Origin of the sequence: Natrinema salinisoli, from assembly GCF_020405205.1 — an archaeon.
In the GTDB taxonomy this organism is placed as follows: domain Archaea; phylum Halobacteriota; class Halobacteria; order Halobacteriales; family Natrialbaceae; genus Natrinema; species Natrinema salinisoli.
This window is the reverse complement of the sequence record NZ_CP084470.1, coordinates 150,521-165,894: the sequence shown is the minus strand read 5'-3', so window position 1 is coordinate 165,894 and position 15,374 is coordinate 150,521. Positions and strand designations below refer to the sequence as shown.

Sequence of the window (15,374 nt, the reverse complement as noted above, 5' to 3'; positions counted from 1 at the left end):
ATTGAAACAATATGAAATAACATGTCTTAGGCCCCAGCAGAACAATATATTAACGAACATTCATGCGGGGAATTTGGACGAAGGACCACCAGAAGGGCTAATTATCTGTTTGAGATATCAGACCTATGTCCCTCCACGCCCTCGAAAATATCGGGGAGGCGTTCAGCGTCACCCGGGAGTTCCTAACGCCGATCGATGTGCGCCGCTGGCTGAAGCTCGCGCTCATCGTGTTCTTTGTCGGGAGTGGCGTGAGCTTCCCATCGGCACAGTTCAACACGTCGACGCCATCCGCATATGTCCCTGAAAGCGGTCTCCCGTTCAACGCCCCGGTAAACATCGTAACGCTCGTCGTCGCACTCATCGTTGCCGGACTCATCCTCGGTGCGCTGTTAGCACTCATCGGGGCGATCATGGAATTCGTGCTGATCGAATCGCTTCGAACCGGCGAGGTGTCGATCCGACGTTACTGGAGCCAACGCTGGCGACAGGGACTCCGTCTGTTCGGGTTCCGGATCGCGATCGGGGTCCCCATGTTCGCACTGGTTGCTGGGTGGTTCGCGCTGACCGTCGTCCCGATCCTGACTGGGCTTGACCCCACGATTCCCTTCGCAGCATTCCTCATCGGGATCCCGGTGTTATTCATCATCGGTCTCTTGTACGCGCTGGTGTCAGGGTTGACGACCGTGTTCGTCGTGCCGCTCATGATTCAGACGGATTCGGGCGTACTCACGGCGTGGCGTCGCCTCTGGGGTTCGATCAAGACAGCGTGGAAACAGTATCTAACGTATATCGTGATCGCGTTCCTGCTGACGGTCGCGGCCGGGATCATCGCCTCGAGCGTTGTCGGAATCATCGCGATCGTGCTTCTCATTCCCGTTCTCATCGTGGCCGGAATCACGCACGTGACCGTCTCACTGTCGTCGACAATCGGGATCGTCCTCCTCGTCGGGTTCGCACTCCTGTTCGGGCTGGCGATGCTCGTCATCTCGACGCTCGCGCAGGTCCCGGTCGTGATGTATCTCCGATACTACGCGCTGCTCGTACTCGGCGATATTGAGGAGTCATTCGACATCCTTTCCGATCATCGACCGTCAACGGAAGAACCGTGACCGGCGAATCTCCGCCGTGGCGTTCCGCCGCCCATGGTACAGTCGCGCTGTTCCTGCATCGGGCTGATCAGCGTCGTTGCACTCGTAGTCTACTCCGTGCCGGCCCTCCGAACGGTCCCAGAGCTGGCAGTCCTGTCGTATCCGACGCTCGTGCTGCTCGCGGCCTCTAACTCAACGATCGTCCTCATCGTGTTCGTGGGTTTCGGCGCGGCCACCGACTGGCTAACGACGTCTCAGACCCGCTAACGTCCACGAGAGTTTTGCTTCCGTGCGGCTCATCAAAACGCTCTGGGTTCTGAGGACGGCGAAGCCGTCTCGGACCGCTATTAGTGAGACTTTTGACAAGATTAGCTGCAACCGGTATTGTTTTATAATACAATTCTGCTATATTCATGGCTCATTCTCAATGTCATAGTGTTTAAGCATAAGGCACCAATCTACCTGCTGCGTTTCTCTACCGATTGACCGAGAAGCACGATCTATCCGACACTGTGTTTCTCGTTTATGACTATGGCTATCTGACTACCCTCTCTCGGTTCGGATTGAGTGGTTAACTCGGATACATTGATCAAAACCTGATCAAAAAGTGGTTTCACACCCTTAAGATGCGTATTGATTGCTTCACGAATCGTAGGTGAACAGTCGGGCGAGCATCAGGAACAGTCTTGGGTATTTAGCACACAATTATAACACGAAACGACCACACCAGTCACTCAACAGACAGACGCCAGTGAAGGTGCTAAACTATAAAATTCCAGTATATAATCTTGTAATTTCCCTTAAACTAGTGGTTACGTACTATGCAGCAAATTATCAATATATAATCTTTTGGTGAATTTTTTGTTGCTGTTCCCGAAGCAGACTGTACTGATTTATAGTAGCAGATAGTACTGGGAAGGTGACCTCAAGGGATTCGTAAAGATAGAACTGAACATACGGTTGTCCAATCTTTGATCCTACCTTGCTGTGGGATTGAATATGGTTCTGACGATTACTAAGTAGTTGTTCATATTTCGCCATACATTGACGTAGACGGCGGTCATAGCAAAAAAGGTTGGTAAGAGTAAGACTGGACAGATCTGTCCCGTATTCAAAATCAGGATTGATTTCTTGTAACTTCTCTTTGGCGTGCTCAAGCGATTCACGTTCTAAATCAACTGTTTGCAGTAACGACTCCCGCTGGGACTTGGACAGATGAGATTGCTGTATCACCGCTTGTTTAAGCGGGTGCGAGAACTGATGGCCATTCGTAACTGCTGTTGCAACATTATCAGTTAGTTCAACAGCCATATTTTCGTGTAACTCTTCACCATACTCCTGATCGAAATGGTCCATATCCATGATTGTAGTTCGGTAGGCATTTTGAACCTCCTGAAGTCCGCTACTGCTCACGTTGGTCTGGCTGGTGAGAGTAGGGCCGAGACTATCTGTACTGTTCGTTGGAACCGTGATCGATTTAACCTCAACTATGAACTTGTCAAACGCATCTATTTCCTGTTGTAACAGCTCACGTTCCTGCTGGACAGCTGTTATCGCTACAGGGATCTGGCCGATGATGGCTGTGTCCCAAGCTATCTTAGTTCTTCGACCACCTGCAGGAAATTGCCCTTCAATGATTTTACTCACGATCACGAGTACGAACCCCAGCGTTAGAAGGACAAAAACCGCCACGCTACAGGCAGAACTAGTTGCCGTCGTCTGTCGACCAGCTCCTTCTAATGGTCCTCTTTTCATCGTTCGTTATTAATCTGCTATCACGTCATATGTTATCATGTTTTTTACAGTGCGCGTACATATCGTTCTGACCTGTAGGAGAAAGGTGATAGATGGTTTCCCGACGCTCATTATTGAATAATTCTGCCTGGATAGAATACGTCGCCAATATCAGGAACCACCGGCTAAATGTCTGACTGCAAAGTTCTCAAACTCAGGTTTAATCCTTTTTAGCTACCATAGCTATATCCACTGGCAGTGGAAAGAATTCGACTCGCTATGCTGGTGGACAGCACTCTACAAGGGCGAATTTACAAACATATGATTGTAATCTACTTTCGATGCTGACGACCGCTTTCTCAAAGCGACCCATTACGGTTTTACTGGTGGACAGCACTCTACAAGAGCGGATTTACAAACATATGATTGTAATCTGTTTTGGATGCTGACGACCGCTTTCTCAATGCGATCCATTACGGTTCTACTGTTGACTCATCGATCTCGAGAACATACTACGCGGAAGACTCGTATACTACTCCTCTTGATCTACTGTGAGTGGATGATACGCACAAGCAAATTCAGGAGCAAAATCAGTCTTGATCTTTGAACCGGAGCTTTATCTCTATTTCATTTATTGTGTTAAAGAGTTCCTCGGCGTATTTCTCGCGGATTTCATCGTTAGCGAGCCGGTGCTCAGGACAAGTAATACTGAGTGCCGCATAGCAATCCCCGACAGGTGAATAAAACCCCGATCCGATAGCCCAGACGCCTTCAATGCGTTCTCCTCGGTTCAATGCAAACCCCTTGTTCCGAATCTCTTCAAGTTCAGAAAACAGCTTCTCCCGATCGGTGATCGTGTTCTCCGTCTCTGCATCAAGTCCGTGCTCCTCTATGACTGATTCAACCTGTTCATCATCGAGTTGAGCGAGAATGCTTTTACCGGCAGAGCTGGTATGGAGGTCAAATCGGGATTGGCCGATTTTTTGCTTCGTTGCGCCCTGTATATCGTATTTGTCGTTACACGAATAGAGATAGACTCCGTAGTCGTACTCCTTTACAGAGAGCGATACCAGTTCATCAACACTATCGGCTAGGTCTCGTAGATGTTCCTCTGCGATGGCTATTAACTCCGTTTTGTTCTGAAGATATCTTCCAAGGTCTAGGAACTTAAGCCCAAGATGATATTCCGTCCCCTGTTTCTGGACAAAACGCTCGTGGTGGAGCGTCTTCAAATGCTTGTGGACAGTACTAGTGTTCATCCCAGTACATTCTGCGACCTCGGTTACACCTCCGCCATCGATCTCTTGAAGCGTGGAGATAATCTCTAATAGGCGTATATCAGACTTGACCAGACCGAGTGTGTCTGTGTCTTCCATACTACTTCCTGTGTCTTGCTAACATGTATATTTTACTGTTAGTGGATACACGTCAGAGACCACACGGAAACAATATAGATGGAACTCATAACGAGAAATTCTCTCCTCTAACACTGAACTACATGGATATTTGAGGGAGGAGGCAGACTTCAAATCGTAGTGTTATGGAGAGTTTGGATGCGTGGACGGGTCTTTTCTAAAGGACAGTACAGGAGACTATAAACTAGTCGCGGGCTGTATCAGAGGCCCCAACTTCGTATTCACTGCTGATACGCTCGGCTGCACCCGTAAGCCGATCGAGGTATCTATCGATATCCGTACCGATAATCGGGTTGCCATGGACTGGACAGATGTTTTCGACCTCGAATTCATCGAGAATCGACTCGAGAGCCGACCGCAACTGGATTGGATCCACATATCGAAGCCAGACGAGGGTATCGCGATGGAACCGATAGATTTCCTCTTCTGGTATTCCGTTCTCGAATTCCTTCGAGGTGAATGAGCATTGTCCCTCGTGATGTTCCGTCCCGAATCCATCCGCAGCAAAGAGAGTACTCGTTTTGTGATCAAATATCCAGGCTGTGTGGGACCTATCCGCTAACGGTGGATCAATGAAGCTGAATGACCGACCAACGATCTCCATCGTACTCCCGATATTACACCGGGTAGCTGTCCCAAGTCCCTGTGCGGCAGGTGATCCACACGAGGCAAACACTTCGATATCATCCCATTCCTCACGGAACACACCAACATTAGACGAGTGAGGATAATCTGAGTGAGACAGGATAATCGCCTTGAGCTCTTTTTCGCCGATTTCGGACTTGATCTCCTGTGTGATCCGTTCCCGGTGATAAAATGAGCCAGTATCAACTACGATGTATCCGTCGGACTCTTCGATAAGATAGACCGAGACATGCTCATGAGCATCACCGTGATCGTAACACTCGTGGATCCATGTGATCTCAGAGGTGAGTTGTCGTGCCATAGTTATCCGAGGGTCCCCACACGTCCATCAGAATTTATCGATTCAATCACTGGCTTGATCATTTCCATATACTGCTCGGGTTCCTCTCGTATCACCAATCCGTGTCCTGGGGCGATTATTGCTGGCTGGAACTTCTCGATAAGACGGTCAATCTCACGCTGGATCTTCTCTACATCTACGTACTGGAACCAGAAGAACACACGACCGTGGAACTCTTCAAGCCGGTTGGGCGTGATTTCGGTCTCTAGCTCGTCTACAAAGGTGAGTTCCTCAGTCCCAAGATGAGGAAATCCGAGCCAGTCAATGGGGAACAGCGTCTCCGTCAACTGATCGGTCATCCACAATGAGACAGCTGCATCAAGGAACGTTGCCTCGTGGAATTCAACGACGTGTTCACCGAGATCTATCGTATCTCCCTCTTCGACGAGTCGTGAGTCCTCGAGATGGTAGAGCTCGTGACCCTTCCCATATGCAGGGGCGACCAGTTCAGCGTTAGGGTATTTTTCAAGGATCGCCATCGTATTACCCGCGTGAGGAACGTCTGGGTGCGACACTACCAGATAATCAAGTTCTCGCCCATCTAGGACATGTTCAATATCCTGTAGCACCTTGTCTGTCGACGCCGGTGAAAAGGTATCGAGTACCAATGTCTGCTCATCATCGAATATGAAGACGTTCTGTGGGATATGAACAGATTCATCCTCGATGTACCATTCCTGCTTGTTCGATCCTGCTTCGATCATGTTACGGCGGTCCGGTCCAACCTCTTGTACCCAGTAAAGGTGATTACTCACTCTTCTTGGCATGCGTACACGTAACGTGTTGGGATTCGGTCTAATAAAACTTCGTATAGGACAGATTAGGTTACACAACACTTCTTCTGGCCAATATCGATGTTTGAGGGAGTTTGACTAGAATTACTAACTTCTTGGTCAGATTCTCTCCTTCGAATATGGGTCATTCAATGCTTGTCTTGTAGAGCAGTGATCTTAGCGGGATTATAGGACTCTGGCCGGTAGTGTATCTCCGCTTCTTTGTCGATAGGTTCACTCGATCAATCCGCTGGAGGTCAAGACTATACAGAGAATGTAACGAACTCCCCTCCGGGCAGGACGTTCCCTAGTACCGGATCTTCTGCACCTCACCGTGATTACTGCTCTTCCTCCGGTGATCCATGTGGTATCACGAAATCGTATACACGAAGATGCCAGTCAGTAACTCCACCTCTCACTGTAGAGAAGACCGATTTAGGAAATAGAGTTCTTTTCGGTGATTCAGTCACACAAGTTCCTAGATCTCATTCCATCTGTGAAAAGATGGATATATCCCTAACTATTATTAATACCCCTGATATACTGGGTGGATGCAGTCGTGGATTGATAGATAATGACAGACGCGACAAGAGCATACAATCGGCGAGAAGTTATCGGAGCAGCAGGTGTACTGAGTACGGTCGGCTTCGCAGGGTGCATCGGAGGTAGCTCAGGCTCAGGAGGCACTGAGTATCCTTCCCGTGACCTAGAAGTGGTTGTCGGATACGGTGCCGGTGGCGGAACTGACACCCTCCACCGGGGGATCGCCAGGCCAGCCGAATCAATTCTCCAAGAGCGAGGCAACGATGTATCGATCAACGTGAGTAATATCACGGGTGCACGAAGTCTCAACTCCGCCAACTACGTGTTAGAGCAGCCGGCGGACGGATACACCATCTGGGCAAATACGATGGGAATTGCCGCGAATATCGCTAATGGCAACGCATCGTTCACCATCGACGACTGGCAACCCCTGATGCAGATTCAGCATGATACCAGTTGGATGTTCACGAGTGGACGCGAAGGAAACGGTGTCGATGATATTGATGAACTAATCAGCATCATGGACTCCAACTCAAGCCAAGCAACAATCGGGGTCGTCGGACAACCGTCAAGTGCCACGTTCGTCCTCCAATGGACTAACGCACTGGACCTTCTCGACGGGTACAGACTCGTCTCATACGATGATGCTGGCCGGATGCGTACTGATACGATGTCGGGGGAACTTGATGCCTCGTTCGGTGAGATTCAAGAGCTCACAGAACAGTACGAATCCGGTGACGTCGAACTCATCCTAGTTGGTGTTGAAGAATCGATCGATGAGTTCCCGAATGTCCCCACGGTAGCAGATATCGGTGCTCCAGACGCAACGTATGGTGTTTCGCGGGGTGTTGCATTAAAATCCGGTGTCGAACAAGAACGAGTGGACTACCTCCATGAACTCTACCAAGAAGCGATGGAAAGTGAAGAATACCAACAGCTGGAGGAAGAGACAATGGTCCACCTGAGAGAGGGGTACCTGCCACCAGAAGAGTACCGACAACAGATCCAACGGAATATCGAGGTGATTGAACAGTCCATCGAGTGGGCGAATCAAGTGCAGGCCGAGAGCTCATAACCACACATATAATATCCATCATCATGGGATTAGTAAGTAATATTGTAGCCGGATTCTCTACCCTGCTGTCCCCGGTGAACATGCTGCTTTTCCTCGGTGCTTTAGCACTGGGTATGTTCAGCGGGGCAATTCCCGGAATGAGCGGTCTCATGGCCGTCGTCCTGTTGATTCCGCTGACATACGTGCTCGATCCTTCGACCGCGATCATGGTCTTAGGTGTAATCTACGTAGCTAGCGTATACGGCGGATCACTCAGCGCGATTCTGTTCAAGGTTCCGGGCCAGTCCAACTCAGTTATGACCACATTGGATGGTTATGAAATGAATCAAAACGGCCGACTCTCGGAAGCAATCAGTACTGCGGTGTTTGCGTCAGCGGTCGGTGGAATTATCGGGACAGTCATCCTCATCCTGTTCTCCCCGACGCTTGCAGAATGGGCAGTCGGAATGTCTGATGCCGAGTTCTTCGCCGTGATCTTCATGGGATTAGCACTGGTATCGACTATCGGCGCAGACAATATCACGAAATCAGTTATGATGATGGCGATCGGCCTCTTTATCGGAACGGTCGGTCTCGATCCAACAACTTCCCAGACGAGATTCACATTCGGCCTCCGATCATTATTCACAGGGATCGGATTTGTCCCAATCATTCTCGGTACTTTTGCCGTTGCAGAGGTCTTCAACCAGATCCGCTCCGGCGGGCAGATGGTTGTTAGCGATTCCAATGACGACACATCGGATGTTTCCGACGTCTCGTGGCTCCCACCATTTAATTACTTCAAACGGTTTCCGAAGATCATCCCAGTAAACTCGGTCCTTGGAACACTTATTGGAGTACTTCCTGGTGCTGGTGCAACGACAGGCGCCCTATTCGGTTATACATTTGCCCAGCGGATTGTGCCAAAAAACGTCCGAGAAAAATTCGGGACCGGGATCCCAGAAGGTGTTGCGGCCCCAGAGGCTGCGAACAACTCCGCTGCGGCAGGAGCCTTTGTTCCGCTCCTTACACTGGGAATTCCCGGCAGTGGAACAACAGCAGTGATCCTTGCAGCGTTTATCCTTCACGGGCTCCGACCCGGCCCGGCCCTTATTGAGAATCAGACTAACCTTGTATACACCCTCTTTGCCGGGTTACTCTTAGCAAATATCGGTATCCTCCTTCTCAATCGGCTAGTCGTCCGTTCGTATCTCAAGGTCCGGTTGATCCCCCAATCGATTCTTCTAACCCTCATACTGATGTTCACTGTCATCGGTGCATTTGCGATCAACAACATCATGTTAGATGTATGGATTATGATCGTTGCCGGGGTGATAGCATACTACCTTCTGGATTATAGCTATCCGGTCACCCCACTCGTAATCGGTCTCGTACTCGGCCCGCTCGCAGAACCTAGCCTCCGTCGAGCACTCGTTAAAAGCGGTGGAGACATGTCCGTGTTCTTCACCCGACCGATCTCTGGTGTCCTCATGGTCGCTGGAATCCTGCTGTTCACTGTGCCACTGATCTTGGACAACCGCGACGGAATCCGAACCATCATCAGCACACGGGTGAGATCACATGAGTGAAAGCTACTTGAAAACTGACGGAGAAGCCTTGAAATGGCACCTGAAGGACGCGGGTATCACAACAGTAGTCCTGCTACTCGCAATATACTTCTTCACACTAACATCGGAGTTTGCCGATGTAACAGCATCCACCGGGGATCCAGGAGCAGCATTCTGGCCACGTATCGTGCTAGGGGTTATGATTATCGCAAGCACAGCCAATCTCGGTATCATCGCCTACCGGATAAAGACCAATACTGCACCCTCTGCAGATAGCGCGCTCGCAGACGTGGATGACGAGTCAACGTCCGATACAGAAACAGAGGATAATCGACTTACGTACCTCAGTACTATCGGGCTTCTGCTCCTGTACGTGGGTCTGCTAGATACGGTCGGCTTCGTCGTACTCACACCATTCTTCCTGATCATCACAGGATGGAACGTCGGATACCGATCACCGATCAAACTAGTTGTATTCGGCTTTGTGACCGGTGTCGTCCTTCAGGTCGTGTTCAGGAACTTCTTTAATATCGTTCTCCCTCGAGGAGCTGGTATATTCCGCGGGATCAGCCTCTTCTTTGAGGGTCTTATATGATATAGACGTCTTCTCCTCTTTATACTGCTTCAGTTGCTACTATCGAAGAGACGTCTGATAACTAACACAGTTGATACTGGTAACTCCTGTACTCAATTCAATTCACATATATCGATTTCCTACATTGTTCCCAACTCATAATACACACTGATAACCGCCCAAAACTGTGACCGCGAACCGCCAGACTATTCGACATCTATTTCGGAAGAGCAAACGTCGAAGCAGCCGTCTATTTGTCTCCCTTGCAATGGGGTGTCAATGACGGTGGAAGAGTTTCTTTTGTTCTCGCTCTGTAAACTTCGGAAATCATCGGAAGGATACCGTGTTAACAAACAGTTCGTCAACCCGTCAACGGTAACACTCTCACGATTATCCTTGAATCCTTTCCGAAAAAGTATGAGGGCGCATCGTACCTGAAACCATATTTAATGAACTGCTCTGCTGAATCCACTATCCTGTCGGGTCAGTGGTCCTGATATTTGTTCAATTAGCCATCGACGTCTCGATCAAAGTCCGTCGTTGGTTCATGGACACACGGGTTTGTGAGCTCACCAATACCTTCAATGCCAACCGTTATTTCATCTGTGTCGTCCAAGAGAGTTGGCGGCTCCCGGAACTTGCCAACGCCGGGTGGTGTCCCGGTTAAGATGACATCTCCTGGTGTCAATGTAAACGCGTCACTGCAGAAGGAGATAAGATTGTCAATCCCGAAGAGAAGATTGTCTGTCGTTGATTCCTGCATGCGTTCACCGTTCAAGTCCGCCCATATCTCGAGGGATTCCGGGTCAGTTATCTCTTCATCAGTCACGATCCTCGGCCCAAGCGGACAGAACGTATCCAGTGTCTTCCCACGAACCCATTGTTCATCGGAAAACTGTAGATCGCGTGCTGAAACATCGTTCGCGACAGTATAGCCCGCGACGTAGTCTCGAGCATCACTTTCGTTAATACGGCGACCCTCTTCACCAATTACAACAGCTAATTCGGCCTCGTAGTCGACCTCTGATGTGTGATTCGGGTCCCACCTGATCGGCTTTTCTGGGCCTGTAATAGCGGTCGGGTATTTCGCGAATAAAACCGGATTGTCGGGTGCTGTATCCCCAGCCTCCTCAACGTGTTCTCTGTAATTGAGGCCGACGCAGATGATCTTCTGTGGATCCGTGATCGGAGCATCAAATGATACTTTCTCACGATCGATCAAGCCCTCTCCTGACTCTCTGGCATGAGTTTGAATCAGTTCAAGTTTTTCTTGCCAACATGGTTCTGCTAGCAGCGACTGAACAGACGATGGAACCCCTATATCGAGGGAATTGCCGACTGTGGGCACGTCAATTACAGTATCCTCGCTATGAAGATGAATTCCTGGTCGTACTATCCCATCACTGGGTGTGAATCTGACAATACGCATTCGTCCAATATATATCTGGTAGGATAGTTATAGATTAGGGTAGAACCACTATTGTTACGGACTCAGGCAGCGGTAACCGATGTTGCCGAAAAAATACTAGTGGCGGAAATCGAGAATTGCTTGCCGCTCTCGAAATGGACCCTACTAAACAAATAATCTGAACAGCAGAGAGGAATATGATCAGGCGTTCTCAAGAACACCGTCATGGAATGCTAACGGACGAATGTGTACCAGCCAGATAAGCAGTAAAAGGATAGACTGCAACGGGTGTAGCTGTTTAGTCGTGGACGAGTACATCCAGCACATCTGTGCCGGGCGTATCCATCGCTTCTTCAAGCACGGGTCCGATATTCTCAGGGACTTCAATACGGTGGCCACGTGCACCGTGACTCTCGGCATTTTTTACAAGATCAATTGGCGGCTCGAAGTCCATTCCAGTGAAGTTATAATCCGAATCATCACCACCAAAGAGCTTGATCGTGTTATCCTTCAGGATGCGGTAGTTGCGATTGTCCGGAATAATAACCGTCAGATCCAGATTATACCTGACCGCGGAGTAAATCGAGTGGGGATAGTACTGGTAGGAACCATCACCGATGTAACCGATTACGGTCCGCGGGTCATCCTGCATAGATTCAGCTAGCGCTGCACCGACAGAGGCAGGAAGACCATAGCCGAGCCCACCACCCTTGTTCGAGACGAATTGCTCCGGTACCATATCATAACGTAGCAGCAGTGGATACTTGGCGGTAATCCCTTCATCAACGATATAGGCGTCAGGTGCAACCTCCTGTATTGTATCCACCAATTCGTGTTTGCCTGCACGGGTCTCGCCCTCTTCTGCTTCGTCAACGCTCATCGATTCGAGGGTGCTCCCCAGAGACTGCTTCGTCTCTGCAACCATCTCAAGTCGCTTTTGCCGGACCTCTTCTGGGAGACGGTCTTGCAGCCGCCCCGCCAATCCTTCGAGGATTTGACCGGGATCGCCGATGACGGCGGCATCGGCTGGATGGTTTTTTCCTACTTCCCAAGCATCGTCGCTGAGATGGATAGCGGTTGTATCCGAGGCTACAAGGTCATCCTCATGACGCATGACGGTCGTGTTCGTCGACGTGCCTGCAAACACGATCGTATCTGTATCCATCAACATACTTGCGACGTCCTCGTCAGGAGGAACATGTGAGATCCATTGCTCATGGCGAGTCGGGAAGTTAACTTCACAAGCGAGGATTTCTCCATGAACACGTGTACCAGCTGCCTCAGCAAAATCAACAGCCGCATCAACAGCATCGGTACCCGAACGAGCCACCTGGTCTCCGAGAATGAGTACTGGTTCATCAGCCTCGATCAGTAGATTTGTAGCATGATCCAACTGGGCCTGATCACCAGGTCCTGCAGTCGGGATCGGACCCAAGCGCTCGAGCTCGGAAGGATCCGTTTCTGAAAGCATCACATCCATCGGTAACCCTAGAAACACCGGTCCGGTCGGTGGAGTGAGTGCGACCCGGAATGCCCGCCGAAGCATCGTCGGCAGGGCTGAGACGTCGAGCACCTCGTCGGACCACTTACAGAACTGTTCAACCATCTCCTCCAGTTCCCCATGAAGAAGCGGCTCTTCATGGCGGAAGTCCTTTTCATGATTGCCAGCAGTAACTACTAACGGCGCACCCGCAAACTCTGCCGCATATATATTACCGAGACCGTGGGCCAATCCGGGCGTGATATGTAGGTTCACTACACCAGCAGGCAACACACTATCATCGTGATGACTATGGTAGCGACGCGTACTTGCATACCCGGAGGCCATACCTACAGCAATATCTTCATGTGACCCAAGGATATACTCAAGGCCGCTATCTCCCAGCGCTTCCATCACCGGAAGTTCTGTCGTCCCAGGATTGCCAAAAACGTGCTTGACTCCGTATTGTTCCAGTGCATCTACGAATAGATCGGCACCAGTGTAACTATCCATCATAATAACATTCTCTCTGCGATACCCAAAATAGTTTCCCCATACTGGGTTCCACTCATGAATCAGAACAGCTGTGTCTCCGGTAGACAAAGCTTTGTAGCCTCTTCTAAGTGTTCAGATAAACTGATTCCATGCAAGGGCGAACGATCTCAAGGAGAACATCCAAACGAAAATCATTGACCTCATCGGTTCACTCGATGTTGGGAGTTCGACGCTTGGCGCGAGGGGAATAGATAGCCCGTCCACTCCCGGTTGACTGAGCCGAGGGTATCAATCCGATCGGCCAGTGTCTCACGGCCGTAGATCAACGCGACGGTCCCCGGGCCGTTCTTCCGCTCCTCGAAATGGATATGCGGGTCATCGCCCTCGAGCACGAGCTGGGAGACGTGCAACGACGCGACTTCGTTCCGACGAAGGCCCCAGCCACACAGCGCCAGCACCAGTAGCTCCTCGTCGGGCGTCTCGACGGCGTCGTAGAGCCGCCGGACTTGCTCGCTCGAGAGGGTCAGGTTGTCGGGGTCGTCTCGTTCCCAGCCGTACTCCATGTCGATGGTTTCGGCCGGGTTGTATGCGGCTTTCCCACGGCGTTGCAGGTGTTCGTAGAACTGCGAAACGTCCCCGAGATACCGTAGCTTCGATGCGTCGCTTTCGAGGTCACGGTCGAGTTCGTCGAATACTGCGAGGGCGCGTTCGATTTCCTCAGCCTGGTGTTGTTTCTTCTGTCAGCTGTGTTTGTGGTTGTAGCTCCAATTATAGCCTTTACTCAAGGGTACATTTCACAGACAGTCTCGCAACTACTGATTGCAGGGTTTGGTGTTTTAGGAACAGTTCTCCTCGCAAGCCTGACCGTCTTGACTATTCTAAATAATCGAGTCTTGGTCGAAGAGAGGTTGAAGGACCGCGAGAAACCCATACAAACAGTAGTACTCAAAGATGTAGTGAAATCATCGTTAGATAGTGTAAATTCGAATAGATCAAAAATGCTCAACGGGGAAGTGAGGTGGGCAGACGCTACTTTCGATGGAATGGAACTGGAACTTGTTAAAGTGAATCTCGACACGTGTCTTGATGACCCAGATCTAGTAGCTGTTGAACGTTTCTCACAATCCTACCCAGAGACAGCACAGCTAATTCGGAGGTATGATGATCGAATTCACGGATTGAATAATACTGCCCGGGAATTAGTAAATGAGTTGCAAGAGCCAGTTACGGAATTTCGTCGGAATACGGAAGGTATCACAGAAGACGACCATGATGAATTGATGTCGCTTTTACTGGGCGTGTATGACGGGACCCACGACGAAGATTTTCCAGATTGGTGGGTGGAAAGCCGTGCTGACGCGGTAATAGCAGTAACGGAGGTTGTACCGGAGTTAGAGCAGTGGTATGACGAGCAAGAGCAATTCCTTGACTTCTCAGGGGAGGTCCAAGAGAGTCTGCTTACTGCGAAGCAAGAGATCCAAGCCGAATACGGGATCGACTTGGAATCTGAGTTAGAATAGGGCACAGCGAGAAAGCTGACAGCGGAATCTGGCCGACGATATGAGTGAGAGTGTGGCTGTCCTTCTACGAGAGGAACTGCGAGCTCTGGAACAGCCACACCAGCACGCCGAGTGCGATCGTGTACGACGCGTATCTGTACGTTTCCTTGACTCGAGTCGTTCGGTACTTGTCGAAGTTGCCACCATCACGGGGTTGCCCGTACACGGTGTCCTTGGCCTTCGCATAGGCCAAGATCACAGCGAGTACAGCAACCATCGCGAGAGTGGGATACGTCCGCGCGAGTTCGATAGCTTCGTACATTATTTTGAATCTGATATGATGTCGTTTCTCCCGATTGTCTGGGCAAACGACACAGTCTACAGGGCAGGAAGGTCCATAATTATTGTCCCCGGTTGACCCCCTGGGGGGTGTGCTGCAATTATACACGCGCGCCCGTACGTAGAGTCCAGCCCGGGCCGATCGGGCCCGGTCTCCGAGAACTATTATCTAAATCTGATAAATCAGAGAGTTCGTCGCAACACCAGCGTGACTATCAGCCAGCGTTGAACGCCCCCAACACGAGGGCAACGATCACACCGAAGATAAACAACGCTGTGAATACCTCCGTAATGCCAGTCAGACTCCCGCCAGCAATTGTTACCAGTACAGCGGCTACGACGAACAGACCTAAGAGGAGCCGAAGCCCCTCAACTGCGATATTCCTCATACTGGAACCATCACGACTACTTACTTAATT

At 50.2% G+C, this 15,374-nt stretch carries 14 protein-coding genes and 2 pseudogenes; 7 read left to right on the top strand and 9 right to left on the bottom strand.

Going from position 1 to position 15,374, the window contains the following annotated elements; translation table 11 throughout:
• Nucleotides 1-125: 125 nt before the first annotated feature.
• The 3 genes and pseudogenes from LDB05_RS21570 to LDB05_RS21560 form a co-directional block, all read left to right on the top strand.
• Nucleotides 126-1,109 (top strand): DUF7544 domain-containing protein, encoded by a 984-nt coding sequence (locus LDB05_RS21570; protein WP_226008278.1) that lies wholly within the window; start codon nucleotides 126-128, stop codon nucleotides 1,107-1,109.
• A gap of 33 nt (nucleotides 1,110-1,142) precedes the next feature.
• Nucleotides 1,143-1,355: a hypothetical protein gene (locus LDB05_RS21565; protein ID WP_226008277.1), complete on the top strand. Its 213-nt coding sequence runs from the start codon at nucleotides 1,143-1,145 to the stop codon at nucleotides 1,353-1,355.
• A gap of 55 nt (nucleotides 1,356-1,410) precedes the next feature.
• A pseudogene (locus LDB05_RS21560) lies at nucleotides 1,411-1,854 on the top strand (integrase core domain-containing protein); the annotation flags it as partial.
• A 68-nt stretch (nucleotides 1,855-1,922) separates the two neighbouring features.
• On the opposite strand, the gene LDB05_RS21555 reads toward LDB05_RS21560, so the two are convergent.
• The 4 genes from LDB05_RS21555 to LDB05_RS21540 all read right to left on the bottom strand — a co-directional run bounded on the left by LDB05_RS21555 (nucleotide 1,923) and on the right by LDB05_RS21540 (nucleotide 5,926).
• A complete protein-coding gene (locus LDB05_RS21555) occupies nucleotides 1,923-2,843 on the bottom strand; it encodes a DUF7260 family protein (protein ID WP_226008276.1) in 921 nt (306 codons plus the stop codon).
• 569 nt (nucleotides 2,844-3,412) lie between these two features.
• Complete coding sequence (locus LDB05_RS21550; protein WP_226008275.1) at nucleotides 3,413-4,198, bottom strand: IclR family transcriptional regulator; 786 nt, start codon at nucleotides 4,196-4,198, stop codon at nucleotides 3,413-3,415.
• A gap of 223 nt (nucleotides 4,199-4,421) precedes the next feature.
• Nucleotides 4,422-5,183, bottom strand: a complete 762-nt coding sequence (locus tag LDB05_RS21545; RefSeq protein WP_226008274.1) for an MBL fold metallo-hydrolase — start codon at nucleotides 5,181-5,183, stop codon at nucleotides 4,422-4,424.
• A gap of 2 nt (nucleotides 5,184-5,185) precedes the next feature.
• Entirely contained in the window at nucleotides 5,186-5,926 is a 741-nt protein-coding gene (locus LDB05_RS21540; RefSeq protein ID WP_226008273.1) for an oxygen-binding di-iron domain-containing protein, read from the bottom strand.
• A gap of 643 nt (nucleotides 5,927-6,569) precedes the next feature.
• Between LDB05_RS21540 and LDB05_RS21535 the strand changes: the two genes are divergently transcribed.
• Genes LDB05_RS21535 through LDB05_RS21525 form a run of 3 tightly spaced genes read left to right on the top strand, consistent with a single transcriptional unit; the run spans nucleotide 6,570 to nucleotide 9,755 of the window.
• On the top strand, nucleotides 6,570-7,613 hold the full coding sequence (locus LDB05_RS21535; protein ID WP_226008272.1) for a tripartite tricarboxylate transporter substrate-binding protein: 1,044 nt from the start codon (nucleotides 6,570-6,572) through the stop codon (nucleotides 7,611-7,613).
• Nucleotides 7,580-9,181: a tripartite tricarboxylate transporter permease gene (locus tag LDB05_RS21530; RefSeq protein WP_226008271.1), complete on the top strand. Its 1,602-nt coding sequence runs from the start codon at nucleotides 7,580-7,582 to the stop codon at nucleotides 9,179-9,181. The genes LDB05_RS21535 and LDB05_RS21530 overlap by 34 nt, the downstream gene beginning before the upstream one ends.
• Complete coding sequence (locus LDB05_RS21525) at nucleotides 9,174-9,755, top strand: tripartite tricarboxylate transporter TctB family protein (RefSeq protein ID WP_226008270.1); 582 nt, start codon at nucleotides 9,174-9,176, stop codon at nucleotides 9,753-9,755. The genes LDB05_RS21530 and LDB05_RS21525 overlap by 8 nt, the downstream gene beginning before the upstream one ends.
• A gap of 487 nt (nucleotides 9,756-10,242) precedes the next feature.
• On the opposite strand, the gene LDB05_RS21520 is transcribed toward LDB05_RS21525, so the two are convergent.
• The 3 genes and pseudogenes from LDB05_RS21520 to LDB05_RS21510 all read right to left on the bottom strand — a co-directional run.
• On the bottom strand, nucleotides 10,243-11,163 hold the full coding sequence (locus LDB05_RS21520) for a fumarylacetoacetate hydrolase family protein (protein WP_226008269.1): 921 nt from the start codon (nucleotides 11,161-11,163) through the stop codon (nucleotides 10,243-10,245).
• A 277-nt stretch (nucleotides 11,164-11,440) separates the two neighbouring features.
• Nucleotides 11,441-13,138, bottom strand: a complete 1,698-nt coding sequence (locus LDB05_RS21515) for a thiamine pyrophosphate-binding protein (RefSeq protein WP_226008268.1) — start codon at nucleotides 13,136-13,138, stop codon at nucleotides 11,441-11,443.
• A gap of 203 nt (nucleotides 13,139-13,341) precedes the next feature.
• Nucleotides 13,342-13,842, bottom strand: a pseudogene (locus tag LDB05_RS21510) (site-specific integrase); the annotation flags it as partial.
• Nucleotides 13,843-13,869: 27 nt separating this feature from the next.
• Here LDB05_RS21510 and LDB05_RS21505 point away from each other — a divergent pair.
• On the top strand, nucleotides 13,870-14,637 hold the full coding sequence (locus tag LDB05_RS21505) for a hypothetical protein (RefSeq protein WP_226008267.1): 768 nt from the start codon (nucleotides 13,870-13,872) through the stop codon (nucleotides 14,635-14,637).
• Between the two features lie 64 nt (nucleotides 14,638-14,701).
• Here the strand turns inward: LDB05_RS21505 and LDB05_RS21500 are convergent, their stop codons facing one another.
• Both LDB05_RS21500 and LDB05_RS21495 read right to left on the bottom strand, forming a co-directional pair.
• Nucleotides 14,702-14,938 (bottom strand): hypothetical protein, encoded by a 237-nt coding sequence (locus LDB05_RS21500; protein ID WP_226008266.1) that lies wholly within the window; start codon nucleotides 14,936-14,938, stop codon nucleotides 14,702-14,704.
• A 232-nt stretch (nucleotides 14,939-15,170) separates the two neighbouring features.
• On the bottom strand, nucleotides 15,171-15,344 hold the full coding sequence (locus tag LDB05_RS21495; protein WP_226008265.1) for a hypothetical protein: 174 nt from the start codon (nucleotides 15,342-15,344) through the stop codon (nucleotides 15,171-15,173).
• Nucleotides 15,345-15,374 lie beyond the last annotated feature (30 nt).

What these genes read in the sequence shown, in the direction of transcription:
- LDB05_RS21570 (WP_226008278.1), top strand. Translation starts at nt 126, where the DNA reads ATGTCCCTCCACGCCCTCGAAAATATCGGGGAGGCGTTCAGCGTCACC.
- LDB05_RS21565 (WP_226008277.1), top strand. Translation starts at nt 1,143, where the DNA reads ATGGTACAGTCGCGCTGTTCCTGCATCGGGCTGATCAGCGTCGTTGCA.
- LDB05_RS21555 (WP_226008276.1), bottom strand. Translation starts at nt 2,843, where the DNA reads ATGAAAAGAGGACCATTAGAAGGAGCTGGTCGACAGACGACGGCAACT.
- LDB05_RS21550 (WP_226008275.1), bottom strand. Translation starts at nt 4,198, where the DNA reads ATGGAAGACACAGACACACTCGGTCTGGTCAAGTCTGATATACGCCTA.
- LDB05_RS21545 (WP_226008274.1), bottom strand. Translation starts at nt 5,183, where the DNA reads ATGGCACGACAACTCACCTCTGAGATCACATGGATCCACGAGTGTTAC.
- LDB05_RS21540 (WP_226008273.1), bottom strand. Translation starts at nt 5,926, where the DNA reads ATGATCGAAGCAGGATCGAACAAGCAGGAATGGTACATCGAGGATGAA.
- LDB05_RS21535 (WP_226008272.1), top strand. Translation starts at nt 6,570, where the DNA reads ATGACAGACGCGACAAGAGCATACAATCGGCGAGAAGTTATCGGAGCA.
- LDB05_RS21525 (WP_226008270.1), top strand. Translation starts at nt 9,174, where the DNA reads ATGAGTGAAAGCTACTTGAAAACTGACGGAGAAGCCTTGAAATGGCAC.
- LDB05_RS21520 (WP_226008269.1), bottom strand. Translation starts at nt 11,163, where the DNA reads ATGCGTATTGTCAGATTCACACCCAGTGATGGGATAGTACGACCAGGA.
- LDB05_RS21515 (WP_226008268.1), bottom strand. Translation starts at nt 13,138, where the DNA reads ATGATGGATAGTTACACTGGTGCCGATCTATTCGTAGATGCACTGGAA.
- LDB05_RS21500 (WP_226008266.1), bottom strand. Translation starts at nt 14,938, where the DNA reads ATGTACGAAGCTATCGAACTCGCGCGGACGTATCCCACTCTCGCGATG.
- LDB05_RS21495 (WP_226008265.1), bottom strand. Translation starts at nt 15,344, where the DNA reads ATGAGGAATATCGCAGTTGAGGGGCTTCGGCTCCTCTTAGGTCTGTTC.